Annotated in this window: 21 protein-coding genes and 1 pseudogene; 6 read left to right on the top strand and 16 right to left on the bottom strand. The window is 61.0% G+C overall.

Annotated features, from left to right (window positions below):
- The first annotated feature begins 124 nt into the window (after nt 1–124).
- Both ABID12_RS02880 and ABID12_RS02875 read left to right on the top strand, forming a co-directional pair.
- Nucleotides 125–1,033 (top strand): sensor domain-containing diguanylate cyclase, encoded by a 909-nt coding sequence (locus ABID12_RS02880; protein ID WP_435528148.1) that lies wholly within the window; start codon nt 125–127, stop codon nt 1,031–1,033.
- Between the two features lie 135 nt (nt 1,034–1,168).
- Nucleotides 1,169–1,486 carry a DMT family transporter gene (locus tag ABID12_RS02875; protein ID WP_354433028.1) on the top strand — a complete coding sequence of 106 codons (318 nt, stop codon included), beginning with the start codon at nt 1,169–1,171 and terminating at the stop codon, nt 1,484–1,486.
- Between the two features lie 46 nt (nt 1,487–1,532).
- Here the strand turns inward: ABID12_RS02875 and ABID12_RS20840 are convergent.
- The 5 genes and pseudogenes from ABID12_RS20840 to topA all read right to left on the bottom strand — a co-directional run.
- Nucleotides 1,533–1,658, bottom strand: a pseudogene (locus tag ABID12_RS20840) (DUF983 domain-containing protein); the annotation flags it as partial.
- Nucleotides 1,659–1,689: 31 nt separating this feature from the next.
- Nucleotides 1,690–2,286, bottom strand: coding sequence for an alpha-ketoglutarate-dependent dioxygenase AlkB (locus ABID12_RS02870; protein ID WP_354433027.1), 597 nt, complete (start codon nt 2,284–2,286; stop codon nt 1,690–1,692).
- An 11-nt stretch (nt 2,287–2,297) separates the two neighbouring features.
- Nucleotides 2,298–2,747 carry a DUF983 domain-containing protein gene (locus ABID12_RS02865; protein WP_354433026.1) on the bottom strand — a complete coding sequence of 150 codons (450 nt, stop codon included), beginning with the start codon at nt 2,745–2,747 and terminating at the stop codon, nt 2,298–2,300.
- 46 nt (nt 2,748–2,793) lie between these two features.
- On the bottom strand, nt 2,794–5,055 hold the full coding sequence (gene rnr, locus ABID12_RS02860; RefSeq protein ID WP_354433287.1) for a ribonuclease R: 2,262 nt from the start codon (nt 5,053–5,055) through the stop codon (nt 2,794–2,796).
- Between the two features lie 56 nt (nt 5,056–5,111).
- Nucleotides 5,112–7,778: a type I DNA topoisomerase gene (gene topA, locus ABID12_RS02855; protein ID WP_354433025.1), complete on the bottom strand. Its 2,667-nt coding sequence runs from the start codon at nt 7,776–7,778 to the stop codon at nt 5,112–5,114.
- 481 nt (nt 7,779–8,259) lie between these two features.
- Between topA and ABID12_RS02850 the strand changes: the two genes are divergently transcribed.
- On the top strand, nt 8,260–8,460 hold the full coding sequence (locus ABID12_RS02850; RefSeq protein WP_106301883.1) for a hypothetical protein: 201 nt from the start codon (nt 8,260–8,262) through the stop codon (nt 8,458–8,460).
- 69 nt (nt 8,461–8,529) lie between these two features.
- On the opposite strand, the gene dprA is transcribed toward ABID12_RS02850, so the two are convergent.
- The 4 genes from dprA to ABID12_RS02830 form a co-directional block, all read right to left on the bottom strand.
- Nucleotides 8,530–9,654: a DNA-processing protein DprA gene (gene dprA / locus ABID12_RS02845; RefSeq protein ID WP_354433024.1), complete on the bottom strand. Its 1,125-nt coding sequence runs from the start codon at nt 9,652–9,654 to the stop codon at nt 8,530–8,532.
- 67 nt (nt 9,655–9,721) lie between these two features.
- Nucleotides 9,722–10,339 carry a glycerol-3-phosphate 1-O-acyltransferase PlsY gene (plsY, locus tag ABID12_RS02840; protein ID WP_319519429.1) on the bottom strand — a complete coding sequence of 206 codons (618 nt, stop codon included), beginning with the start codon at nt 10,337–10,339 and terminating at the stop codon, nt 9,722–9,724.
- A gap of 118 nt (nt 10,340–10,457) precedes the next feature.
- Nucleotides 10,458–11,747 carry a dihydroorotase gene (locus tag ABID12_RS02835; RefSeq protein ID WP_354433023.1) on the bottom strand — a complete coding sequence of 430 codons (1,290 nt, stop codon included), beginning with the start codon at nt 11,745–11,747 and terminating at the stop codon, nt 10,458–10,460.
- Nucleotides 11,744–12,685 carry an aspartate carbamoyltransferase catalytic subunit gene (locus ABID12_RS02830; protein ID WP_354433022.1) on the bottom strand — a complete coding sequence of 314 codons (942 nt, stop codon included), beginning with the start codon at nt 12,683–12,685 and terminating at the stop codon, nt 11,744–11,746. The genes ABID12_RS02835 and ABID12_RS02830 overlap by 4 nt, the downstream gene beginning before the upstream one ends.
- A 150-nt stretch (nt 12,686–12,835) precedes the next feature.
- Here ABID12_RS02830 and ABID12_RS02825 point away from each other — a divergent pair, with 150 nt between their 5' ends.
- A complete protein-coding gene (locus tag ABID12_RS02825) occupies nt 12,836–14,482 on the top strand; it encodes an acyl-CoA dehydrogenase family protein (RefSeq protein WP_354433021.1) in 1,647 nt (548 codons plus the stop codon).
- A gap of 175 nt (nt 14,483–14,657) precedes the next feature.
- Here ABID12_RS02825 and ABID12_RS02820 read toward each other — a convergent pair whose 3' ends face one another.
- Both ABID12_RS02820 and ABID12_RS02815 read right to left on the bottom strand, forming a co-directional pair.
- On the bottom strand, nt 14,658–14,825 hold the full coding sequence (locus ABID12_RS02820; RefSeq protein ID WP_181190649.1) for a hypothetical protein: 168 nt from the start codon (nt 14,823–14,825) through the stop codon (nt 14,658–14,660).
- A 226-nt stretch (nt 14,826–15,051) separates the two neighbouring features.
- Nucleotides 15,052–15,189 (bottom strand): hypothetical protein, encoded by a 138-nt coding sequence (locus ABID12_RS02815; RefSeq protein WP_354433020.1) that lies wholly within the window; start codon nt 15,187–15,189, stop codon nt 15,052–15,054.
- Here ABID12_RS02815 and ABID12_RS02810 point away from each other — a divergent pair.
- Nucleotides 15,188–17,023, top strand: coding sequence for an aminopeptidase P family protein (locus ABID12_RS02810; protein ID WP_354433019.1), 1,836 nt, complete (start codon nt 15,188–15,190; stop codon nt 17,021–17,023). The genes ABID12_RS02815 and ABID12_RS02810 overlap by 2 nt on opposite strands.
- On the opposite strand, the gene ABID12_RS02805 is transcribed toward ABID12_RS02810, so the two are convergent.
- Nucleotides 17,013–17,330: an AzlD family protein gene (locus ABID12_RS02805; RefSeq protein WP_354433018.1), complete on the bottom strand. Its 318-nt coding sequence runs from the start codon at nt 17,328–17,330 to the stop codon at nt 17,013–17,015. The genes ABID12_RS02810 and ABID12_RS02805 overlap by 11 nt on opposite strands.
- A complete protein-coding gene (locus ABID12_RS02800) occupies nt 17,327–18,028 on the bottom strand; it encodes an AzlC family ABC transporter permease (protein ID WP_354433017.1) in 702 nt (233 codons plus the stop codon). Before ABID12_RS02800 ends, ABID12_RS02805 begins: the two co-directional genes overlap by 4 nt.
- Nucleotides 18,029–18,187: 159 nt before the next feature.
- On the opposite strand from ABID12_RS02800, the gene ABID12_RS02795 reads away from it, so the two are divergent.
- On the top strand, nt 18,188–18,424 hold the full coding sequence (locus ABID12_RS02795) for a DUF2164 domain-containing protein (RefSeq protein WP_354433016.1): 237 nt from the start codon (nt 18,188–18,190) through the stop codon (nt 18,422–18,424).
- A gap of 266 nt (nt 18,425–18,690) precedes the next feature.
- Here the strand turns inward: ABID12_RS02795 and pncA are convergent, their stop codons facing one another.
- The 3 genes from pncA to ABID12_RS02780 form a co-directional block, all read right to left on the bottom strand.
- The gene (pncA, locus tag ABID12_RS02790; RefSeq protein ID WP_354433015.1) at nt 18,691–19,317 is read right to left on the bottom strand and encodes a bifunctional nicotinamidase/pyrazinamidase; all 627 of its coding nucleotides are present in this window, start codon (nt 19,315–19,317) and stop codon (nt 18,691–18,693) included.
- A gap of 60 nt (nt 19,318–19,377) precedes the next feature.
- The gene (locus tag ABID12_RS02785) at nt 19,378–21,660 is read right to left on the bottom strand and encodes a sensor domain-containing protein (protein ID WP_354433014.1); all 2,283 of its coding nucleotides are present in this window, start codon (nt 21,658–21,660) and stop codon (nt 19,378–19,380) included.
- 216 nt (nt 21,661–21,876) lie between these two features.
- On the bottom strand, nt 21,877–24,327 hold the full coding sequence (locus ABID12_RS02780; protein WP_354433013.1) for an ATP-dependent helicase: 2,451 nt from the start codon (nt 24,325–24,327) through the stop codon (nt 21,877–21,879).
- Nucleotides 24,328–24,462 lie beyond the last annotated feature (135 nt).

The following is a 24,462-nucleotide window of genomic DNA, read 5'->3' as shown; positions in this document are numbered from 1 at the left end:
GCCTGGCGCTGCCCGCCAATACACGTTTCCGGCGGTGGCGCGCCAAACACCGAGACGCTAGGTATAGATCTGTGGCCGGTTCCACACCGGTAAGGCTGTCTCGAACAGGGTGTGCGTTACAGACATGGACGGTAAGCTGGAAAAGTTTCTCCGCCTTATGGAGATTGCTGACGCGTTTTTCGCCGTCTTTGACGAGCACGACCGGCTGGTCCTGGCAAACCGGCACTACAGGGAGGTGTTCTTCGTCGGGCCGGATGAATATCCGGACTGGCCGACATTGATGCGCCGTAATTTCCACGCCCGGCGCGGCACGGTGATTTCCAGCCCCGATTTCGAATTATGGCTCAAGGGCACGCTGTCGCGGCGCGGCAAGGTGCCGTTTCGGGCTTTCGAGACCGATGTCCATGACGGTCGCTGGCTTTGGATGACCGAAACGGTGGACGAGGATGGCTGGATGATGTGTCTTGCCAACGATATCACCGAACTGCGCACCCAGGGGCGGAGCCTGCGCCAGGAGCGCGACCTCGCGCTCAGGACCTCGCTGACCGATGACCTGACCGGCATCGCCAATCGCCGCTTTGTGATGGAGCGTCTTTCCGAGATGATGACGCGCGCGGGCGGATCGCCTCAAACGCCGACCGGTTGTTTCGCCATTCTCGATGTCGATAATTTCAAGCAGATCAACGATCGCTTTGGCCATTCCGTCGGCGATCAGCTTCTGATCGACTTCGCCCAGAAGATTTCGGCGAGTGTTCGCCGCACCGATTGCTTCGGCCGGCTCGGCGGTGAGGAGTTCGGCCTTGTCCTGCCGCGCATGACGCCACTGGCGGCGATGGGCGTGGTCGAGGCAATGCTGCGGGAGGTGAGCACGCACAGGCCCTTGCCGATGCATCCGGAATTTCGCTATTCCTTCTCCGCCGGTATTGCGCCTGCGATTTGCGACGAAGACCAGTCCGAACTTTACGCCCGCGCCGATGCTGCCCTCTACACGGCCAAGCGCACCGGCAAGCACAAGGTCTGCCTTGCCGACTGAAGCCCGACCTTTCCGCAGAACGCTTCCCTTTCAGGCTGAAATGCTCTAGATCATCGCCGGCGCGGGACGACCCGTGCCTTTCGATATCCATCCGGGACGGCCCGGCCACTCTTGATCAAAGAAGGTGGACCCGTCATGGCCTGGTTCATTCTCGCAATCGCCGGTGTTCTCGAAGTCGTCTGGGCCTTTTCCATGAAAAAGTCGGCGGGCTTTACCCTTCTCACCCCCACGCTCGTCACCTTCCTCGCTGCCGCGGCCAGCTTCATTCTGCTCTCGCTCTCCATGCGCACGCTTCCGCTCGGCACGGCCTACACGATCTGGACCGGCATCGGTGCCATCGGCGCCTTTGCCGTCGGCGTGGCCGTTCTTGGCGAGGCGGTAACGCCCGGAAGGCTGATCGCAGCGGTGCTGATCATCTCGGGGATCGTGGTGATGAAGATGTCGGAGGGATAAGGCGCTGCCGGGTGCAGATCGCCAGCCTTTTCGCAAAGATGAGCGTTCACCGCTCGGAATAATCCACCGCTTCTTCCTTCCCCTTGCCATCGAAGCCGTGCATTTTCAGCGCCCATTGCAGACCGATGACGGCGCCTTTCATGGGTTGGATGATCAGGAAGGCGGTGAGAAGGACCCAGCCGGTCAGACCGCGAACTTTGCTTTCAAGCTGACCCTGTATGGATAACCTTGCGAAAGGTGAGCGAAATCCTGCGCTCTCTGGCTATTCTTGCGCCGCCAATCAGATCGCTTTTGCGTGCGGGAATCTCATGCGACCAGTCGTAGCGGGCCGGACCGCGGAGAACCAGAGCAGAGCGGGGCTCAAGAATGAGCGAGCACCGTTCATTGCCATGCTGTTGACGGAAGATCATCTCGCATTGTGAAAGCAGGCTGACGGAAACGATTGTGTCGCCGAAACAAGGCGGGCAGTCGACATGCGCGCTGATTCCCTGACCCGGCAGATATTCGTTTGCAATGACCTGATCGGGCGGCGTTTCAAAGAATCCGGCGGCGTGCAGTCGGCTTCCAAGCTTTTCCAGCCATGGTGGCAGGGGGCCGATATAGGCATCGGATGTGACCGTGCGCGCACGATAATCATAACGATAACCAAAATGCTGTACGCGGCGTTTGAGTTCGACACTCCAGTTCAGCGCATCAAGCGCATGAACCAAAGCCGCCTCTTCGTCAGGCCGGACGAATGCCGGCAGGAAAACGGCTTCCGAAGGCAAATTTTCTGATGCAATTCCCGTCAGGTCTTTCATCGCCTCAGGAATCAGCCCCCTTCCGAATAATCCACGGCTTCTTCCTTCCCCTTGCCATCAAACCCGTGCATCTTCAGCGCCCATTGCAGGCCGATGACGGCGCCTTTCATGGGTTGGATGATCAGGAAGGCGGTGAGGGCTGTGAGCGGTACCCAGATGGCGAGATGGACCCAGTCGGGCAGGTCGAAGAGTTCCGCACCCGTCATGTAGCCGCCGACCATGAAATGGCCGAGGACGAGAATCACCAGATAGGCGGGCAGGTCATCGGCGCGGTGATGGTGGATTTCGGTGCCGCAGCGGTCGCAGACCTCCACGCTTTTCAGGTATTTGAAAAACAGCTTGCCTTCGCCACAGGACGGGCAGCGGCATTTGAGCCCGTTGACGATGGCCGGCATCAACCGGCGTTCGCCTTGCGGGCTGTCGCCGTAAACCTGGTGATTGTCTTTCGCCTGCTCGGACATGTGGCCTCCCGGAGGCGATTTAGTCAGACATTCGGTTTGAATGCAATCACCGCCTGCCGCGTGCGGAGCGCCGTCCGGCGCCGCCGCCGCGCATCGGGCGGCCGGTTTTCGACTTGTGATAGGAGCGGGTGGCCGTCGGCATCTTGCGCGGGGCGCTCAGCATTTCAAAGCGGATCGCGCCGGCCAGCGGGATCGCCTCGACAAGCTGCACCTCGACATCGTCGCCAAGCTGATAGCCAAGCCCGGTGCGCTCTCCGACCAGCGACTGGCGCACTTCATCGTGGACGTAATAGTCCGCGCCAAGCGTGGAGGCGGGGATGAAGCCATCGGCGCCGTACTCCGGCAGCGCGATGAACAGCCCGGAGCGGGTGACGCCTGCCACGCGGCCGTCGAAGCTTTCGCCGATGCGGCCGGCCAGATGATGGGCAATCAGCCGGTCGACGGTCTCGCGTTCGGCGGCCATGGCGCGGCGCTCGAAGGTGGAGATTTCGGCGGCGATATCGTCAAGCTGGGCTTCTTCCTCCGCCGTCAGCCCGCCTTCGCCCAGATGCAGTGAAGCCACCAGCGCGCGATGGACGATCAGGTCGGCATAGCGGCGGATCGGCGAGGTGAAATGCGCGTATTTCATCAGGTTGAGGCCGAAATGGCCGATGTTTTCGGGCGAATAGACCGCCTGGCTCTGGGCGCGCAGCACCATCTGGTTGACCAGATCCTTGTGCGGCGAATTATCCGCCTTGGAGAGGATGCCGTTGAAGGAATTGGCGCGCAGGTTGCCGCCCTTGGCCAGCGGGATCGAAAGCGTGGCGAGGAATTCGCGTAAGGATTCCTGCTTGGCAAGCGATGGCGCGTCATGGGTGCGGTAGATCAGCTTCTGGCGTTTGGTCTCCAGCGTTTCGGCGGCGGCGACATTGGCCTGGATCATCATCTCCTCGATGAGCTTGTGCGCATCGAGCCGCGGCGGCACCACCACCTTGTCGACCGTGCCGTCTTCCTTCAGCAGGATGCGGCGCTCGGGCATGTCGAGTTCCAGCGGCTGGCGACGGTCGCGGCCACGCTTCATGGTCTCGTAAGCGGTCCACAGTGGCTTCAGGACGGGTTCCAGCAGCGGGCCGGTCTTGTCGTCCGTCTTGCCCTCTATGGCCGCCTGTGCCTGTTGGTAGGAGAGCTTGGCAGCGCTCTTCATCATGATGCGGTGGAAGGTGTGCGATGCCTTGCGGCCTTCCTTCGAGAACACCATGCGCACGGCAAGTGCGGGTCGATCCTCGCCCTCGCGCAGCGAGCAGAGATCGTTGGAAATCCGCTCCGGCAGCATCGGCACCACGCGGTCCGGGAAATAGACCGAATTGCCGCGCTTCATCGCTTCGCGGTCGAGCGCCGATTTGGTGCGGACGTAATAAGAGACGTCGGCGATTGCGACGGTGACGATCACGCCGCCCTCGTTTTCCGGCCGCGTGTCGAGCTCGGCGAAAACGGCGTCGTCATGGTCCTTGGCGTCGGCCGGGTCGATGGTGACCAGCGGCAGGTCGCGCCAGTCCTCGCGGTGCGACATGGTGGCGGGCCTGGCCGCGTCCGCCGCATCGAGCGCCTCTTTCGGAAAGATGTGCGGAATGCCGTGGGCGTGGATGGCGATCATCGACACGGCCTTTTCCGAGGTCAGCGAACCGACGACGGACAGCACTTCGCCGCGCGGCAGGCCATGGCGGCCCGACCGTTTGACGTCGACTTCGACCAGATCGCCGTCTTTCGCGCCGGCAAGCTCATCGAGAATCATTTCATTGTCGCGGCGCTCGATCGGCATCAGCCGCGCCGTGCCGTCGTCGAGCAGCTTCACCACGCCCAGCGCGGCCTGCTTGCGCTTGTCGATCACCTTGATGATGCGGGCGGTATAGGCCGGGCCGGTATCCGATTTCGACGGGAATATCTTGGCGACGATACGGTCGCCGAGACCGGCAGTGGCGACCTTGCGTTTGTTGTTCTTGCCGCCGCCGGACTGGCGGATCAGCACGGCAGGTGCCGCCCCTTCCATCTCCGGCCATTCGGCAGGGCGGCCGATCAGTTCGCCGTCCTTGTCGCGGGTGGTGATGTCGAGCACGGTGACCGGCGGCAGTGCACCCGGTCGCACAAGGCTCTTGCGCTTTTTCTGCAGCAGGCCCTCGTCCTCAAGGTCGCGCAAGAGGTCCTTCAGCTCGACGCGCGCCGCACCCTTGATGCCGAAAGCCTTGGCAACCTCGCGTTTCGATGCGCGCTCGGGATTGTCGGCGATGAACTTCAACAGAACATCGCGCGGCGGCACAGCGCCCTGGATGATCGGTGCATCGGGTTTCGGCGTGCTAGTGTCCTTCGTGCGGGGACGCGGTTTCTGGCTCAACTGTTGTCGCTTTCAGCCTCAGCCTTTTTCTTTGCAGAGGCTGTTTTCTTCGTGGTGGTCTTCTTTGCTGCCGCGGTCTTGGTCGTTGCCTTCTTGGCAGCCGGTTTCTTGGCCGGGGCCTTCTTCTTGGCTGGCTTTTTCGCGCCGGTCTTTTCCATGCGGGCGGTCAGAAGCGGAATGGCCTCTTCCATGGTCACCGATTGCGGGTCCTTGCCCTTCGGGATGGTGGCGTTGATCTTGCCCCACTTCACATAAGGTCCGTAGCGGCCGTCATTGACGGTGACTTCGCCGCCATCCGGGTGATCGCCCAGCGATTTCAGCGCGGCGGGTGCGGAACGGCGGCGGCCGCCATTGGCGCGCTTGTCGGCGATGATCGAGACCGCACGGTTGACGCCGACAGAGAACACATCGTCGATGCTTTCGACATTGGCATAGGTGCCGTCATGCAGCACGAAGGGGCCGTAGCGCCCGAGGCCCGCGGTGATCATCTTGCCGTCTTCCGGATGCGGACCAACTTCGCGCGGCAGAGACAAAAGCTGCAACGCCTTTTCAAGGTCGATATCCTCCGGCTTCCAGCCCTTCGGCAGCGAGCAGCGCTTTGCTTCCTTGCCATCGCCACGCTGGACATAAGGGCCGAAACGGCCAGTGCGCAGCGTGATCGGTTCGCCGGTTTCCGGGTCTTCGCCGAGCTGGTTCGGTTCGTTCGGATTGATGCCGTTTTCGGCCTCCGCATCGGCGCCCAGCTGGCGGGTGTAGTTGCATTCCGGATAGTTGGAACAGCCGACGAAGGCGCCGTATTTGCCGAGCTTCAGCGACAGCTTGCCGGTACCGCAGACCTGGCAGATGCGCGGGTCGGAGCCGTCTTCGCGCTTGGGGAAGACCAGCGGCGCCAGCGCTTCGTTCAGCGCATCAAGCACATTGGTGACGCGCAGTTCCTTGGTGTCTTCGACTTGCGCGAAAAAGTCCTTCCAGAAATCGCGCAGGACCTGCTTCCACTCCAGCGAACCGTCGGAAATCTTGTCGAGCTTTTCCTCAAGGTCGGCCGTGAAATCATATTCCACATAGCGGTTGAAGAAGTTTTCGAGGAAGGCCGTCACCAGCCGACCCTTGGCCTCGGGCGTCAGCTTGCGGTTTTCGATGGTGATGTATTCGCGGTCGCGCAGTGTCGCCAGCGTCGAGGCATAGGTCGACGGGCGGCCGATGCCCAGTTCTTCAAGCTTCTTGATCAGCGAGGCTTCCGAATAGCGCGGCGGCGGCTCGGTGAAATGCTGGGTGGCGCGGATCTTTTCCTTGGCGGCGCTTTCGCCCTGATTGATCTCGGGCAGACGACCATCATCGTCATCCTCGTCGGAGGGCTGCTTTTCCTCGCGGTTGTCGGCATAGGCCTTCAGGAAACCGTCGAATTTTACCACTGTGCCAACGGCGCGCAGACCGGCGCTGTCGCCGCCTTTCGCAGCGGTGATTTCGGCGGTCGTGCGTTCCATTTCCGCCGATGCCATCTGGCTGGCAATGCCGCGCTTCCAGACGAGGTCGTAAAGGCGGAACTGGTCGCTATCGAGATATTTCTTCACTGACTGCGGTGTGCGGGTGAAATCGGTCGGGCGGATGGCCTCATGCGCTTCCTGCGCGTTCTTGGCCTTCACCGAATAATGCCGCGCGCTTTCCGGCAGGTAGCGCTGGCCGAACTGGTCGCCGATCGCGTCACGCGCGGCGGTGACCGCTTCCGGCGCCATGGAGACGCCGTCGGTACGCATATAGGTGATCAGACCGGCCGTTTCGCCGCCGATGTCGACGCCTTCATAAAGCCGCTGCGCCACCTGCATGGTGCGCGATGCGGAAAAACCGAGGCGCGACGAGGCCGCCTGCTGCAGGGTCGAGGTGGTAAAGGGCGGGCCGGGATTGCGGCGCACCGGCTTGGCCTCGACGCTTGCAACCGAATAGGTCGCGCCTTCGAGAAGCTCCTTGATGCGGCCGGCATGATCGCCGTCCTTGATGGAGTTCTTCTGGACGCGCTTGCCGTCGGCCTTGACGAGGCGGGCCTCGAAGGCATCGCCGCGCTCGGTCTTCAGGTCGGCGACGATGTTCCAGTATTCTTCCGGAATAAAGCGTTCGATTTCGGTTTCGCGGTCGCAGACAATGCGCAGCGCCACGGACTGAACCCGGCCGGCCGAACGCGCCCCCGGCAGCTTGCGCCACAGAACCGGCGACAGGTTGAAGCCGACGAGATAGTCGAGTGCGCGGCGGGCGAGATAGGCATTCACCAGCGCCTCGTCGATATCGCGCGGATGGGCCATGGCGTCGAGCACGGCCTTCTTGGTGATGGCGTTGAAGACCACGCGCTTGACCGGCTTGTCCTTCAGCACCTTCTTCTTCTGCAGAAGATCGAGCACATGCCACGAGATCGCTTCACCTTCCCTGTCCGGGTCGGTTGCGAGGATCAGGCCGTCGGCACTCTTCACCGCGTCGGCAATGTCCTTCACCCGCTTGGCCGATGCCGTGTCGACCTTCCAGGACATGGCGAAATCGTCGTCAGGCAGCACCGAGCCATCCTTCGGCGGCAGGTCGCGCACATGGCCGAAGGATGCCAGAACCTTGTAGTCCTTGCCGAGGTATTTGTTGATTGTCTTTGCCTTTGCAGGGGACTCTACGACGACTACGTCCATGTGTTCCGTCTCAATTCTCGTTGTGCCGTGTCAGGCGCTGCCGGCTATCATGTCGGCGCATTCGGTTCTGGTGATATTGGTTCCGGCGCCAGCCGGACCGTTCACCGCATATGAAGGCCGGAACCGGAAGCGCGGTCGGCATTGTGCCGCACCGTCTGTGCCGGGAAGGCGCTGATGCGAAGAGGTATGTTGATATTCACAGCCCAACCGCCATTCGCGTTTTCGCTGGCTCGATCAACACAGCCTTTACCCTGAAAGAGGGGGGCAGTGCAAACCCGACATTTCTCCGGTTCCCAAGGTTTCCGAAATGGACAGGGTTTGCCGCCCGGTCAAGTCCCGGCGCGGATTTTTCGCCGAATACAATCAAATACAACTAAAAGCGAATACTTTTGACAATTGCAATGTGTCTCTCAGACGGTATTCTAGGGTAAGCAGGGGAGTACATGTTCTGCCGCAGCAGCGCCAGTAAACAGGTGAATGCATGACAGTGAAAATGCCGGAAAATGACAATTCTGAAACGCTGACTGAAGAGGGTGTTATCTATATAAAACAGATCCTTGGTCAGCTTCGACGCCTTTCGGACAAGGAGGGCGCTGAAATGCTTTGCTATCTGATCGATATGGCGTATCTCGAAGCGGGTGAACTTCAGTCTCTACTGATATCGGACCCCCGGTCCGAATGAGCGCTGCGTTTTATGGTTTCAACTATTTTTCGCCCTCGCCGTGCCGGGCCGGTCTGATTTGCCAGTCGCTCAACTCAATGAAATCCGCCCGCCCGGATGGCGCACAAGGCGTCCGGCGAGGTCCAGTTCGAGCAGGATAAGCTGAACGGTTGCCGCTTCCACGCCGGTGAACCGGATCAGATCGTCGATTTCGCAGGGGCTGGGGCCAAGCGCCTCGGCAATGCGCAGGCGGTCGTCTTCGCCGGGTTCGGCAGGCGGCCCGCTCTCCGGTTCGTTTTCCTCGTCGGCATTGCCGGAAAATGGCAGTTCCATGTTTGCCAGAGGCGCAAGCGCCTCCAGGACATCATCAGGCGAGCAGATGATCATCGCCCCTTGCTTGATCAGGCCATTGCAGCCCTGGGCGCGGGGATCGAGCGGAGATCCCGGAACGGCGAGCACCAGCCGGCCACTTTCATTGGCAAGCCGCGCAGTGATGAGAGAACCGGACCGCATCGCCGCCTCGACCACGACGACGGCAAGCGAGCAGCCCGCAATCAGCCGGTTGCGCCGGGGAAAATCGCGGGCGCGCGGTTCCCAGCCATAGGGCATCTCGCTGATGGCAACGCCGCCTTCGGCGCAGATCCGGCGGTAGAGATCGGTATTTTCGCTCGGATAGATGTGATCAAGACCGCCGGCGAGGGCGGCAAGCGTGCCATGCTTCAGGCTTGCATGATGGGCGGCCGCGTCGATGCCGCGTGCAAGACCCGAGGCAATGGTATAGCCCGCACCGGCTGCCGCCGTGGCAATCATCGCCGCGAATTTGGCGCCTGCGACCGAGGCATTGCGGGCGCCGACAATGCCCAGTGTCGGCCGGGTTGCGGTTTCGCCGCTGCCGCACATCGCCAGAAGCGGCGGCGCGCCGTCAATGGCGCGCAGAGCGGGCGGATAATCCGCCTCGCCAATGGCGACAAAGCGTCCGCCATATCGTTCCGCCGTCTGCATCTCCGCCTCGGCCTCGGCAAGGCTTGCCACCCGGATGCGCTTCATCGCGCCGCCGCGTTTTGCCAGTTCGGGCAACATGTCGAGCGCGTTTTCTGCACTGCCGCAGTGATTGATGAGTTCGCGGAAGGTTGCGGGGCCGACATTGTCGCTTCTGATCAGTCTGAGCCAGGCTATGCGCTGGCTTTCAGAAAGCGATATGCCGGCGGGGCTCAACGGATGGCTTCCATGTCTCGGCGCTGCGCTGAAGCGCTTTCATGACCGCCGGGACGCCCGTTGTTTTTCACCCCTTGTCTCCGATCCTGCTTTCCGTGCCCGCAATCAGGCGTTCGATATTGGTCTTGTGCCGCCACCATGAAATGATCGTCAGAACGGCCATGACCAGTGAAGCCTGTGGTTGATCCATTATCCACAGGGCAACCGGAATGACAAGCGTGGCCACCAGCGCCGACAAGGACGAATAGCGCGAAAGCCGGGCAATCAGCAGCCAGACGAAGGCGAAGATCAGCACGGCGGCAGGGGCGACGCCGAGCAGCACGCCGATATAGGTGGCAACGCCCTTGCCGCCCTTGAAGCCGAGCCAGACGGGAAACAGATGGCCGATGAAGGCGGCAGCACCGGCCAGCAGGCCCGCATCCGTGCCATAAAGCCTGGCACAGATGATCACGGCAAATGTCGCCTTCAGCGCATCCAGCAGCAGGGTGAGGGCGGCCAGATGGCGCTTGCCGGTGCGCAGCACATTGGTCGCGCCGATATTGCCGGAACCCATCTTGCGGATATCGCCGAGCCCCGAAAACCGGGTGATCAGATAGCCGAAGGGCAGCGAGCCCAGAAAATAGCCGATCACCAGAACGATCAGCGCCTGAACAGGTGTCAGAGCGAAAGCGAACAATTCCCCCACGACGCGTTTCCTCTCCTACAGCGCGTCCGGCAAAAGTGGATACCGGTTTTCCGTCCGGACGCGCGTAAAAATAAATGGATCGAGCATTTCCGGTGATCCGGTTCTCACCGAAAATGCTCTAGTTCGCCTGATAGACGCAGTTTCCACCGACATAGGTGCGCACGGCGCGACCGGAGAAGCGGGCGTTTTCAAACGTGGTGTTCTTCGAAAGCGAAACGAGCCGATCCGGCGTGACGATCCACGGTTCTTCCGGGTCGATCAGCGTGATATCCGCGCGTGCGCCGGGTTGCAGCGTGCCGGCATCGAGCCCGAACACGCGTGCCGGGCGGGTCGACATCGCATCGATCAGGCGCATCAGCGGCACTTCGCCGGAGTGATGAAGGCGAAGCGCGGCCGACAGCATGGTTTCAAGACCGATGGCACCGTCTTCGGCATCGGAGAACGGCAGGCGCTTGGTGTCGACATCCTGCGGGTCATGCGATGAGACGATGATATCGATCAGCCCGTTCTTCAGCGCCTCGACCATCTGCAGCCGGTCTTCCTCGTGGCGCAGCGGTGGCGTCAGCTTGAAGAAGGTGCGGTATTCGCCGATGTCGTTTTCGTTGAGCGTCAGATTGTTGATCGAAATGCCGCTCGACACAAACGCGCCGCGTTCGCGGGCAACCCGGATTGCCTCGACCGATTCGGGCACCGAGATCAGGGCGGCGTGGTAGCGCGCGCCAGTGAGGGCTGCGAGCCTCAGATCGCGTTCCAGCGGAATGATTTCCGCCTCGCGCGGAATGCCGGAAAGGCCGAGCCAGCTTGCAAAAAGCCCCTCGTTCATCACGCCGGTTTCGCTCAGATAGCGGTCGCGTGGTTCCAGCGAGACCACCGCATCGAAGGCGCGCGCATAGGTCATCGCCCGGCGCAGAACCCGGTTGTCGGAAAGCGAATAGCGGCCATTGGCAAAGGCCACCGCGCCTTCACCCTTCAACAGGCCGATTTCGGTCATTTCCAGGCCGGCAAGCCCCTTGGTAAGGGCGGCAGCGGGGAAGATATTGACCACGGCATTGTCGCGGGCGGTTTTCAGCACGAATTCCAGCAGCGCGACATCGTCAATCGGCGGGTTGGTGTCGGGCATCATCACAAACGAGGTGATGCCGCCGGCAGCCGCCGCAAGGCTTGCCGAATGGATGGTTTCGGTGTGTTCGGCGCCGGGCTCGCCGACAAAGACATGGGCATCGACAAGACCGGGCGCTGCTACCAGTCCGCGGCAATCGACAATCTCGGCGCCCTCCGGCGTTCCCTGATTGGCAGCATCGCGTCCGGCGGCAACAATGCGTCCGTCTTCGACGATGATCGTGCCGGTTTCATCGAGGTCGCGGGAGGGGTCGATGATGCGGGCGTTATTCAGAACGAGCGGTTTCATACGCGTGCTCCTCCATTGTCCGAAAGCATCAGCGTCTCCATGACGGCCATGCGCACGGCCACCCCCATTTCCACCTGTTGTTCGATAACGCTTTGCGGGCCATCGGCGACATCGGTGGCGATTTCCACGCCCCGGTTCATCGGGCCGGGATGCATCACCAGCGCGTCGTCCTTGGCGGCCTTGAGTTTTTCATGATCAAGGCCCCAGAAACGGAAATATTCCCGGATCGAGGGCACGAAGGCGCCGGACATGCGCTCACGCTGCAGCCGCAGCATCATCACCACGTCGGCGTCCTTCAGCCCGTCTTCCATATTGTCGAAGACCTCGACGCTCATGTCGCGGATGCCGGCCGGCAGCAGTGTTGCCGGGCCGACCACGCGCACGCGCGCGCCCATGGTGTTGAGCAGAATGATGTTGGAACGGGCAACGCGCGAATGCAGGATGTCGCCGCAGATCGCAACCACGATATTGTCGAGCCGGCCCTTCGCCTGCCGGATGGTGAGCGCGTCGAGCAGCGCCTGGGTCGGGTGCTCATGCGCACCGTCGCCGGCATTGATCACCGAGCAGGCCACCTTCTGCGACAGGAGCGCCGCCGCGCCGGCGGAGACATGGCGGATCACCAGCACATCCGGGTGCATGGCGTTCAGCGTCATCGCCGTGTCGATCAGGGTTTCGCCTTTTTTCACTGATGAATTGCCGACCGACATGTTCATCACATCGGCGCCCAGCCGTTTGCCGGCCAGTTCGAACGACGCCTGTGTCCGGGTCGAGGCCTCGAAGAACAGGTTGATCTGGGTAAGCCCGCGCAAAACGCTGTTTTTCTTTTCGCGGGAACGATTGAATGCTATGGCCTCTTCGGCCTTGTCGAGCAGTGTTCCTATATCGACGGGCGAAAGGCCCTTGATGCCGATCAGGTGGCGGTGGGGAAAGAAGACCATTGAAGCTTTCCTCCGTATGAGGCCGTGCGGTCTATCGCTTGAAGTCTTGGCGTCTATAATGGCTCACCGGCCTGGCTGCAAGCTTTGACAGATCATATCGAAGCGTGCCAACTCGGTGATCTGTCTTCAAAGAGAAGTGCGTAAACGGCGATGACCGATAATGATGTTTTCAGGACGTTGAACCAGCCAAAGCCGTGGAGCGGGTACAACGCCTTTCATTCCGATCCGCTTTTGGGCGATCTGACGCGCAATCTGGCGCGACCGCTGCGTGAGGAGTTCGACACGATCGGACGTTACGTGACCTCGCCGGAAGCGCAGGAACTGGCGCAGATGGCCAATGCCAGCGCGCCGCAGCTGAAAACCCACGGACCTGCCGGAGAGCGTCTGGACACGGTTTCCTTCCATCCGGCCTGGCACGCGCTGCTGCGCCGGTCGATGTCCTCGGGGCTGCATTCTTCGCTGTGGGAGCCGCCGCGCGATGCCGATTCGAAATCGAAGGCGCATAAGCTGAGAGCCGTGCGTCTGTTCCTGACCGCCCAGCTTGAATGTGGTCATCTTGAGCCGCTTTCATCCACGTCGGCGTCGCTGGCCGTGCTGGCTGCCACGCCGCAATTGCGTTCGGAATGGGCGCCGAAAATCCTGTCGCGCAAATATGATTCGACCAACCGTCCGCAGGCGCAGAAGACGGCTGCGACCATCGGGCTGGCCATCACCGAAAAACAGGCCGGCAGCGATATGCGCGGGCTTGCCACGAAGGCGGTGCGCGTCAGCGAGGGCGTTTATCGCCTGTCAGGCCATAAATGGTTCGTCTCGGCACCGATGAGCGATGCCTTCATCATGCTCGCCGATGTCGACGGCAAGCCGGGCTGCTTTCTGGTGCCGCGGCTTCTGGATGAGGGGCGGACCAATGCGCTGCGCTATCAGCGGCTGAAAGACAAGCTCGGGCTGCGTTCGAATGCGGTGGCCGAGGTCGAATTTTCCGATGCTTTCGGTTTTCTGCTCGGCGCGCCGGATGCAGGCCTCAGGACCGTTCTCGACATGCTGACCCTGATGCGGCTCGACAGTGCGGTGATGGCCTCGGGGCTGATGCGCGCTGCTTTGGCCGAAGCCGCTCATGCCACACGCGGCCGCAATGTCGGCGGTCGTGCGCTGGCCAGCCAACCGCTGATGATGCGTGTGCTGGCCGATCTGGCGCTGGATGTGGCGGCGGCGGGCGCGCTCTGCTTCCGGCTTGCCGAAAGCTTCGACCGGGCACGCGACAGCGCCGAAGAGGCGGCCTATGCGAGGGTGATGACCCCGGTCGCCAAATACTGGACCACCAAGATCGCCCCTGCCGTGGTGGCCGAAGCGATGGAGGCCATGGGCGGCAACGGTTTTGTCGAAGACCGCCCGATTGCGCGTCATTATCGCGATGCGCCGGGCCTGGCCATGCATGACGGCGCGGGTAACATGATGGCGCTCGATCTCAGGCGCGTTGTCGAACATGGCAGCGACCTGTTCGAGGCCGTGTTTCAGGTGATTGCGCGCGATCTCGGCGCGTCCGGGCCCAAGATCGTCGAACTTCTGCGGGCCGCCATGGCGCTGTGCAAGAGCCATGAGAGTGCCGCACGGATTTTCATCGAGCAACTGGCGCTGGCCGCCGGCGCCGCCGAACTCTACCGGCTGGGGGCGGGCCGCATTGCCGATGCGTTCCTCGAAACCCGGCTGGCTGCCGGCTGGCGTTCGACCTACGGCATGCTCGATACCCGTTTTGACGCGAGCTATATCGTCGAACTGCTGTTTCCCGAAATGGATTGAGGCCTTTGGGGTCTCAGAGCGTTTCAATCTGAAATGCTCGTGAACAAAAAGAAAGGGCCATGCCTTGCGGCACGGCCCTTGTTTTGCTGACCTGCGGCGCTCCGCGAGCGGGGAGGACGCTCAAGCAGATTGCGGGGTCTGCACGACGCTTAGCAAGCGCCGGAAATCGTCTCGATTAGAACAACATCGAGCTGTTGGCGTTGCGACGCAGTTCAGCGCGCGACTTGCCCATCTTCTTCAGGGATTCGTCGTCGAGCTTCAGAAGTTCGGCATTGACGAAACGGTTGGCCTGGCTCTGACGGGCGCTGGCGATGTTCTTGTAAGCGGTACGGAAGAAACCCATTTTAAATTCTCCTTTTCTGGCGGATCGGGCCGGACGGCCATTCCGTCCTTCGATCCATTGTGCTTCGCGGCTATCAGTCCTGATCCCCTTGATCATCACCGGCGCGAAGCCTTCATCAATCAACTGTCTGGAATATAGGCCGTGCCTTTCGCTTCAGGCAGGTGGGTAGTCGAATGGGAGCCATGCAGAAAACGCATGCTCTTTTGTGGAACTGGCAAAACGCCTGTCATGCTGCACGAATAATGTGCATCGATGCCCGTTCCCGGGGCAGGGCGCGCCATGTGTGAAGCGCCAACGCCAATTGTTGTGATGGCGGATGAATCGCTCTATCGTCGCGCCGATCGAATTGATTGGTGATTTTCATGTTTCAGTCCTACGACGTTTCCGCCCGCCCGGAGCAGGCCGCCCCGCGCATCAAGGCCTTGCGCGCGCTTTTCCCGTCCTTGGGAATCAATGCAGTGCTGGTGCCGCGCACCGACGAATATCAGGGCGAGTATGTGCCGCCTTCAGCCGAACGGCTTGCCTGGCTCACCGGTTTTACCGGCTCTGCCGGCATGGCGCTGGTGATGGCTCAAACCGCGATCGTGTTTGTCGACGGTCGCTATACCTCCCAGCTGAAAATGCAGACAGATCCGGCGCTGATTTCCGGCGGCGATCTGGTGGGCTGCCCGCCCACTGCATGGCTCACCGAAAACAGGCCGGAGGGTATGCGTCTCGGCATCGACCCCTGGCTGCATACGCCAAGCGAGGTTGAACGCCTGAAAGCGGCGCTCGGGGACATCGGCGGCGAACTCGTTCTGCTGTCTGAAAACCCGGTCGACCGCATCTGGGATGACCAGCCTGCGCTGCCATCTGCGCCGGTTTCTGTTCAGCCGCAGCAATTTGCCGGAAAACCGGCGGAAGAAAAGCTTGCCGGCGTTGCCGAAACCGCCCGCAAGAACCGGGCGGATGCGGTGCTGATCGCCGATTCGACCTCCGTTGCCTGGCTTTTCAATATTCGCGGCAATGATGTCGCCCACACCCCGACGCCGCTGTCGCGCGCAATCGTAAGGGCGGATGGCAGCGCCACGCTGTTTCTGGCGGCAGAAAAAGTCTCCGGGGAGGCTGAAGCACATATTCGCGGGCTTGCCACGCTTGCGGCCCCGACAGCCGTTTCGGCCCATCTTGAGGTGCTTGCGCGCGAAGGGCTTTCCATCATGCTCGATCGTTCGGGCGTGCCCTATGCCGCGCTGCAGATCATCGAGGATGCAGGCGGCCGCATTGTCGACGCCGCCGATCCGGTTGTCGCTGCCCGCGCCGTCAAGAATGACGGAGAGCAGGCCGGGACACGTCAGGCCCATCTGCAGGACGGCGCGGCCATGGTGACGTTCCTCAGCTGGCTTGACGCTCAGCCGGCCGGAACCGTCAGCGAGATTGAAGCTGCAAAGGCGCTCGAAGCGGCGCGGTCTTCCGTCGGAAAGCGCATGCAGAACCCGCTGCGCGACATTTCCTTCGATACAATCTCCGGTGCGGGGCCCAATGCGGCGATCATCCATTATCGGGTAACCACCGACACCGACCGCCGGCTTGGGGCGGGGGAGCTTTATCTTGTCGATTCGGGCGCGCAGTACCAAAACGGGACCACGGATATCACTCGCACACTTCCTGTTGGCGTCGTGGATGACGAAAAGCGGCGTTTCTTCACACTGGTGCTGAAGGGCATGATCGCGCTTTCCACGGCCTGCTTTCCTGCCGGCACGCGTGGCATGGATCTCGATCCGCTGGCCCGCATCGCGCTTTGGAAGGCCGGTGTCGACTATGCCCACGGCACGGGGCACGGTGTCGGCTCCTATCTCTCCGTTCACGAAGGGCCGCAGCGTCTGTCACGGCTGGGCACGCCGGAACTCAAACCCGGCATGATCCTGTCGAACGAGCCCGGTTATTACAGGCCCGGGGCCTTCGGCATCCGTATCGAAAACCTGCTTCTGGTGAAGGCGGCGGAACCGGTTGAAGGCGGCGAGATCCCGATGCTTTCCTTTGAAACGCTGACCTGGTGCCCGATCGATCGCCGCCTGGTCATGCCGGAATTGCTGACGGATGAGGAGCGCGACTGGCTGGATGGCTATCACGCGCAAACCTGCGAAAATCTGATGCCGCTCGTCTCCGATGAGGGCGAACGCGCCTGGCTTGAACAGGCGACGAAGCCCCTCAGCCCATGACGAAGTAGCGGCAGACCATCACGATCGACCAGCCGACCGCGATCATCGGCAGGGGGGATTCATAACGCAGCCCGGTGACAAGGGCTGCGGCAATCGCAAGCTTGCTTTCCCAGCCGCCGGCATAAAAGGCGGGCGCCACCAGCGTCGTCAGCACGGCGGCCGGAATGGCGTTGAGCGCCGCTTCTGCACGCGGCGGAATGTCGGAGACCACCGAAAGCAGGAGGTAGCCGGCAATCCGCGTCATGTAGGTTGCGACCGCGGCGCCCAGAATGACGAGGATCATGTGGTCATTGGTGAAGTCGCTCATTGTGCCGCCTCCTTTTTGGTGTCGGGCGGCAGGATTGCGGCAAGCAGAATGCCGGCAACAGCACCGATGCTGACATGCCAGGGCGAACCGATGGTGGCATAGGCCAGGATCGAACCCAGCGCGCTGATGGCGACCACAGGCAGAAAATTCGGCCGCTTTCTGAAGCCGATGACAAGGCTCAGGAAATAGATCGGCAGAAGAACGTCAAGGCCAAGCGCGTCGGGATCGCTGATCAGCCCGCCAAGCGTCGCGCCGATCAGCGTCATGATGTTCCAGAGGACATAGAGCACAAGTCCGGCGCCGAGATACCAGGAAAAGGTGACGCGTTCTTCCCGTTCGTGCCGTTTCAGCGCTTCGGCAAACTGCGGATCGGTCATCAGGAAGAAGGCGGTCAGTTTTTTCGGCAGTGAGAAATGCGCGATCACCGGTGTCAGGGCGGCGGAATAAAGCACATGCCGGAAGTTGACGGCGACGATCGAGGCGATGATCAGCCATGGTGCAACCCGCTGTCCGAAAAGCTCCACGCCGACAAGCTGGCTGGCGCCTGCAAAGATCGTTATGCTCATCAGCGCGGTTTCAAACACGCTTTGGCCCTGCGCAACGGCGACTGCGCCGAACAGCATGCCGAAAGGCGCTGCCGAAAGGGCAGGGATGAGGCCGGATTTCAGGCCGCTTGAAAACTCCGTCTTCTCTGACACGTGGACAAAATCTCCTGATGATGGCGGGTTTGATCCCCGAAAAGGAGCGGCAGAAGAACTGCAGGAGGGGAAACGAGACTTATGTCCGTTTACCGTCTTTGCATTGCCGGCACAAATGAGAAGAATTGATAATGGGATCAAACGTGAGGAAACACCCCGATGATCAGGCTCAGCGCACGCGAAAAAGCCGCCCTGGCGGAGCGGTTGCGGGAATATTGCATGGCAGAATTCGACTGCGAGATCGGCAATCTGCAGGCTGAACTGTTCGCGGACATCATCGCGCGCGAATTCGCGCCGGTCTTCTACAACAGCGGGCTGCGCGATGCAGAAGCGCTGCTGATGAAGCGCATGGAAAGTTTCGGCGATGAAATTGTCGCTCTGGAAATGCCGGCCTAGAGCCCTTCAGGTTTATATGGAAACAGTTCTGTTTGCCCAAACCGGTCATTCCACGCGAAGAAGCCCGCGCGGCATAGCCATAGCTATGGCGAAGGGCTTCGACAAAGTGGATGGCCGGTTTCGGCAAACCCGCAGGGCGGCATGAATTTGCGCCATTACCAGCGGTCTTCGGCTTGGACATAGCTTCGGCTATGCCCTGCGCCAAAGCCCTTGGTTCTGGTGCAAATTCCTTGCCGCAGAACGATTCCATATAAACCTGAAGGGCTCTAACTGCCGATTGCGGTCTTGAGGTCGATGATCGCAACACCCGCATCACGCATTTCGGCAAGCGCCTGCTCGACGCCTTCCTCGCTGATGCCGCGGCAGCCGTCGAGGATCAGCCGCACCGTCACGCCGGGCAGCATTTCAAGGGCGTCGAGGGCGGTAAACTTGACGCAGAAATCAAGCGCCAGACCGACGATATCGAGCGTGGTAACGCCCTGCTGCTTCAGATAGGCATCGAGGCCGGTGACGGCGTCGTGATCATTGTCGCGAAATGCCGAATAGGAATCGATCTTCGGGTTTTCGCCCTTGCGCTGCACGAAATCGATGGCGGCGAGATTGAGGTCCGGGTGAAACGCGGCATCTGCGGTATCCTGCACGCAGTGATCCGGCCACATCATCTGCGGCTTTCCCGATAGTTCGCCCATCGTGAAGGGGGCCATTCCCGGATGCGCGGAGGCAAAGGAACCATGCCCTTCAGGGTGCCAGTCCTGAGAGGCGGCAACGACGCCATATCCGCCCGTCTCGATCAGTGCGTTGGCAACCGGCACCACGGCATCGCCATCGGCAACAGCGAGGTTTCCGCCGGGGCAGAAGCCGTTCTGGATATCGACGAGCAGAAGCGCTTTCATGTGTTTTCTCCCAAAAACGGTATGCGTATTGCCGGTGCGCGGCGCGGCCCGGCGCCGGTTTTATGGCGGCGGCGTCAGATAATGGTCGGCCGGTTGAGGCCGGCTGAACAGGAACCCCTGAAGGCCCTCACAGCCATGTGCGCGCAACCATGCTGCCTGTTCAACGGTTTCCACCCCTTCGGCCACAATCGAGATACCCAGATGATGCGCCATGGTGATGATCAGTTCAACCAGCGAGGTGTCGTTGCTGTCATGCGGCACGCCGGCGATGAAGGTCTTGTCGATCTTGAGTTCGTTCAGTGGAAACTGTTTCAGATAGACAAGCGCGGAATATCCTGTCCCGAAGTCGTCGATCGACAGCCTGATTTTCATGTCCCGGATTTTCCTGAGCTGCGAAAGGGCCAGGTCGAAATTGGCGATCATCAGGCTTTCCGTCATCTCCAGCGTCAGCCGTTCCGGATCGAACTGATAGGTCTCGAGCAGCGCTGCAACATCGTCGATGAAGCTTTCCCTGAGAAACTGGCGTACCGAAACGTTGACGGCGAGATGCAGGTCGTCATGTTCGGCCAGCAATTTGCAGGCTTCTTCCAGAACCCAGGCGCCGATGGGAACAATCAGTCCCGTCGCCTCGGCAATGTCGATAAAGCGTCCCGGCTCGATAATGCCACGCTCGGGGTGATCAAGCCTGAGCAGGACTTCGAAATGCCGTCCGGGCGCGCCGTCGATCACCTTGGGCTGGAGAAAGAGCCTGAGGCCGCCCTGCTGCAGCGCCTGTTCCAGCGCGGTTTCAACATCGAACCGGGCGACAAGGTCCTGGACCATGCCGTCGTGAAACCATGTGATACTGCCGCGTCCGTGCGATTTTGCGTTGTGCATGGCCAGATCGGCATGCCGCAAATGCTCAGATGCCCCTTCTGAATTCGGCATCACCAGAACCGCGCCTGCACTGGTGCTCGGAGTGATCTGGTTTCCGTTGATGAAGGTCTGGCGGGACAGAAGGCTGTGCAGCCGTTCGATCTTCTTGTGGGCCGCTGTTCGCGCTGTCTCTTCGCTGCTGCCAAGTGAGGTCAGGAACACGACGAACTCATCGCTGGAAAGCCGCGCCGTAAAGCAGCCGGGATCGATATTGTCGCACAGCCGCCGTCCTGTGGTTCTCAACAGCGCATCACCGATTGCATGACCGAAAATCGAGTTGATGGCCGCGAAATTGTCGAGGTCGAAGATGGCAATCGCCATATACTGATGACTGACCCTGTGGGTTGCCAGCAGCCCGACAAGAACCTCCTGCGCCTTTGTGCGGTTGGCAAGTTTTGTCAGCGGATCGTAGTAGGCGAGCATTTCGATCCGGGCTTCCGTCCGCCGGCGTTCGGTGACATCCCGCCAGACGCTGACCGATCCGAGCCGTTCGCCACGGGCATCGATCACAGGCGCCTTGATCATCTCAAGCGTATATTTGCGACCTGCCGGATTGGTGACCTCGCCCTGATTGATCAGCTTGCCCTCATCGTTGACGTCGCCGAAGACCTGCTGCATCAACAGCGCGTCATTGGTCTGGCCGAAAATCTCCCTGTCGGTCTTGCCGACGATCGTTTCCGTCGGCATGCCGATGAATTCGGCGGCTGCCTGATTGCAGGCTTCCAGCGTGCCGTTCGGCCGTTTGAAATAGATCTGGTCGGGTATCGCGTCGATGACCACGCGCAGCAGAAGGTGCTGACGGCTGAGGGCGTTGACGAGCCGCCGACCGCGCACGAGGACAAGGGCCAGAATGACGATAATGCCGGAAAGCACCGCAATTGCGGCAATCAGGGTCAGGTTCAGCAGGCCGGACTTGTGTTGCAGTTCCGTGGATTTCCGGCGAACGGCTTCCACCAGGTTCGAGGAATAGGCCGCCAGCGGTTCGCTGCCCGCTCGCACATCCCTGGCTTCGGAGACAATCGACAAAAGCGCCGTCCGGTCCTGAATCGTGATCGGCCACGAGAAGATGCGCATCGTATGGACGGAGCCATCCTGAAAGCGATGGGGGAACAGAAAATAATGCTGCTCGTCCAGACTTACCTCTTCCATCAGCGCCATGATTTTTTCTCTGGGCAACTGGTTCAGTTCGGAGATGGAAAGGTTGCGGAATTCCTTTGATGTCCAGCCATAGAGCGACTGTGCGGCATCGTTTGCTGCCAGGATATCCCCGCTGATCGGATCGATCAGCATCATCGCAACCGGGCTGTTGCTGAAGATATCGGCGAAGGGCGGAAGCGATGTCTGCGCGTATAACTGCGTGGCTGTAGACGAAGCGAACACAAAGGCGGCCAACGCGACACCGGCAACACGTTTGTCGAATCTTCGCACCTTTCGTGTTGCCATCTTCATATTATCGGTGGCCTTTTGCGGTCGGATGTGGCGGTGCGTAATAAATCAGTGGGCGAACAACCAAAAGTAATCCATGTGTAATCTTACACGACATAATAACAGGTAAACATTACATTAGAGAAATTGCATTCATGCCGGGCAAAATGCAAGGGGGAGGGAGGCGCGGTGTCCCTCCGGGCCTTTTTGAGGGCGTGCTCAGGCCGGTTTGACGAAGCCGTCCAGGACCCGTTTCTGACCGGCCTTGTCGAAGTCGATGGTCAGCTTGTTGCCTTCGATCGCCGCGATGTTTCCATTGCCGAACTTCATATGGAAAACGCGGTCGCCGACCGAAAAACGCGACGGCGTTTCTTCGCTGCTGCGGGCAACGAGCTCGCCTTCGATCGTGCGCCCGCGCGGCCCGCTTTCGCCATAGCCGATGCGTTCGACGGCATGACCCGACCGCGTGCCCCAGTTGTCCCGGGTGGCATCGGTGCGGTGTTCCTGCGCGCGTTTCCAGCCGGGGGTGGCATAGGTGTTGGAAAACGGCTGGGCCCGGTCGAAGCGCGACTGGCCGTAGCCGCCGTAGGAGACTTCGGTTTCGCCGACCTCGACATGGTCTTCCGGCAGTTCATCAAGAAAACGTGATGGCATGGTCGATTGCCACAGCCCATGGATGCGCCGGTTCGAGACGAACCAGATGTGGCAATTGCGTTTCGCCCGCGTCAGCCCGACATAGGCGAGGCGGCGTTCCTCTTCGAGGCCCGCGCGGCCGCTTTCATCCAGCGCGCGCTGGTGGGGAAACAGGCCTTCCTCCCAGCCGGGCAGGAACACGGTCTTGAACTCCAGTCCCTTGGCCGAATGCAGCGTCATGATCGATACGGCGTCCATGTCCTCGTTCTGGTCGGCATCCATCACCAGCGAGACATGTTCGAGAAAACCGCGCATGCTTTCAAACCCGTCCATGGAACGGATCAGCTCCTTCAGGTTTTCAAGCCTGCCGGGGGCTTCCGCCGAACGGTCGTTCTGCCACATCTCGGTATAGCCGCTTTCCTCCAGAATGATTTCTGCAAGCTCGGTATGCGGCGTGGTCTCGAGAAGCTCCTGCCAGCGGGTGAACTGGGTGACCACATCGAACAGCGCCTTGCGCGGCTTCGGTTTCAGTTCGTCCGTGTCGATCATCTCGCGGGCGGCGGCCAGCATCGGGATATTGCGGGCGCGGGCGTAGTCGTGGATCTTGCGCACGCTGGCGTCACCCAGGCCGCGCTTCGGCGTGTTGATGATCCGCTCCAGCGCCAGATCGTCGGCCGGCTGGCAGGTGAGGCGGAAAAACGCCATCGCGTCGCGGATTTCGAGCCGTTCGTAAAAGCGCGGGCCGCCGATGACCCGGTAATTGAGGCCGAGTGTGACGAACCGGTCCTCGAATTCGCGCATCTGGAAGGAGGCGCGCACCAGAATGGCCATGTCGTTCAAGAGTTCGCCATCGCGCTGCAACTGCTCGATTTCCTCGCCGATGGCGCGGGCTTCCTCTTCGGAATCCCAGGCGGCATGGACCTGAACCTTGTCATCATCCGGCTCGGAGCGTTCGGTGAATAGCGTCTTGCCGAGCCGCCCGTCATTATGCGCGATCAGCTTGCCGGCAGCTCCCAGAATATGGGCAGTGGAGCGGTAATTGCGCTCCAGCCGCACGACCTTGGCGCCACGGAAATCCTTCTCGAAACGCAGGATATTGTCGACTTCGGCGCCGCGCCAGCCATAGATCGACTGGTCGTCGTCGCCGACACAGCAGATGTTGACCGGACCGTCATCATCGCCGGGGCGCTGCGCCAGAAGCCTGAGCCACATATATTGCGCGGTATTGGTATCCTGATACTCGTCCACCAGAATGTAGCGGAAGCGGCGGTGGTATTCCTTCAGGATATCCGGATTTTCGCGGAAAAGCCGGATCGGGTGCAGCAGAAGATCGCCGAAATCGCAGGCATTCAGCGTCTTCAGCCGGTCCTGATAGGCCTGATAAAGCTGGCGACCGCGGCCATTGGCAAAGGCGCGGGCGTCGCCTTCCGGGATCAGTTCCGGCGTCAGTCCCTTGTTCTTCCAGCCATCGATCATTGCGGAGAACTGCCGCGCGGGCCAGCGCTTGTCGTCGAGGCCTTCCGCTTGGATAAGCTGCTTGATCAGGCGGATGACATCGTCGGTGTCGAGAATGGTGAAATCGGACCTCAGCCCGACAAGTTCGGCATGGCGGCGCAAGAGCTTGACGCCGATGGAGTGGAACGTGCCGAGCCAGGGCATGCCTTCAACCGCGCCGCCGACGAGGACGCCGATGCGCTCCTTCATCTCGCGCGCGGCCTTGTTGGTGAAGGTCACGGCCAGAATCTGGCTGGGATAGGCCCGTCCGGATGCGAGGATATGCGCAATCCGCGTGGTCAGCACCCGGGTCTTGCCGGTTCCCGCACCGGCCAGCACCAGAAGCGGACCGTCAATGGTCTCGACAGCGTCGCGTTGCTCGGGGTTCAGGCCGTTGAGATAATCCGGTGGCGCCGGTGCGCGCCGTGCCGCCATGGCGCGGGCGGCAAGCCCGCCCTGTTGCGCCGGCGCGGCGTTGCCTTCCGGTTTGCGCGGTTCATCGTCATCATCGAAAAACGGTATGTCGTCGTGGCCCTGAATCATGGCGTCAATCTAGTGAGTTGAAACGCAAAGGTGAAGGTGCACGCTGAACTGAGAACAAAATATGCACAGCTCGACCGCATTTCCACGTCCAAAAACGTGTAAAATCAGACAAATCACACCGCTGAACATTACAAT

Origin of the sequence: Martelella mangrovi (assembly GCF_040545495.1) — a bacterium.
Classification (GTDB): Bacteria; Pseudomonadota; Alphaproteobacteria; order Rhizobiales; family Rhizobiaceae; genus Martelella; species Martelella mangrovi.
The sequence above is the reverse complement of the archived record's forward strand: the minus strand, read 5'-3'. Positions and strand labels throughout refer to the sequence as shown.

What these genes read in the sequence shown, in the direction of transcription:
- ABID12_RS02880 (WP_435528148.1), top strand. Translation starts at nt 125, where the DNA reads ATGGACGGTAAGCTGGAAAAGTTTCTCCGCCTTATGGAGATTGCTGAC.
- ABID12_RS02865 (WP_354433026.1), bottom strand. Translation starts at nt 2,747, where the DNA reads ATGTCCGAGCAGGCGAAAGACAATCACCAGGTTTACGGCGACAGCCCG.
- ABID12_RS02780 (WP_354433013.1), bottom strand. Translation starts at nt 24,327, where the DNA reads ATGATTCAGGGCCACGACGACATACCGTTTTTCGATGATGACGATGAA.
- ABID12_RS02875 (WP_354433028.1), top strand. Translation starts at nt 1,169, where the DNA reads ATGGCCTGGTTCATTCTCGCAATCGCCGGTGTTCTCGAAGTCGTCTGG.
- ABID12_RS02870 (WP_354433027.1), bottom strand. Translation starts at nt 2,286, where the DNA reads ATGAAAGACCTGACGGGAATTGCATCAGAAAATTTGCCTTCGGAAGCC.
- ABID12_RS02850 (WP_106301883.1), top strand. Translation starts at nt 8,260, where the DNA reads ATGACAGTGAAAATGCCGGAAAATGACAATTCTGAAACGCTGACTGAA.
- ABID12_RS02835 (WP_354433023.1), bottom strand. Translation starts at nt 11,747, where the DNA reads ATGAAACCGCTCGTTCTGAATAACGCCCGCATCATCGACCCCTCCCGC.
- ABID12_RS02830 (WP_354433022.1), bottom strand. Translation starts at nt 12,685, where the DNA reads ATGGTCTTCTTTCCCCACCGCCACCTGATCGGCATCAAGGGCCTTTCG.
- pncA (WP_354433015.1), bottom strand. Translation starts at nt 19,317, where the DNA reads ATGAAAGCGCTTCTGCTCGTCGATATCCAGAACGGCTTCTGCCCCGGC.
- ABID12_RS02810 (WP_354433019.1), top strand. Translation starts at nt 15,188, where the DNA reads ATGTTTCAGTCCTACGACGTTTCCGCCCGCCCGGAGCAGGCCGCCCCG.
- ABID12_RS02795 (WP_354433016.1), top strand. Translation starts at nt 18,188, where the DNA reads ATGATCAGGCTCAGCGCACGCGAAAAAGCCGCCCTGGCGGAGCGGTTG.
- ABID12_RS02820 (WP_181190649.1), bottom strand. Translation starts at nt 14,825, where the DNA reads ATGGGTTTCTTCCGTACCGCTTACAAGAACATCGCCAGCGCCCGTCAG.
- ABID12_RS02815 (WP_354433020.1), bottom strand. Translation starts at nt 15,189, where the DNA reads ATGAAAATCACCAATCAATTCGATCGGCGCGACGATAGAGCGATTCAT.
- ABID12_RS02825 (WP_354433021.1), top strand. Translation starts at nt 12,836, where the DNA reads ATGACCGATAATGATGTTTTCAGGACGTTGAACCAGCCAAAGCCGTGG.
- ABID12_RS02805 (WP_354433018.1), bottom strand. Translation starts at nt 17,330, where the DNA reads ATGAGCGACTTCACCAATGACCACATGATCCTCGTCATTCTGGGCGCC.
- topA (WP_354433025.1), bottom strand. Translation starts at nt 7,778, where the DNA reads ATGGACGTAGTCGTCGTAGAGTCCCCTGCAAAGGCAAAGACAATCAAC.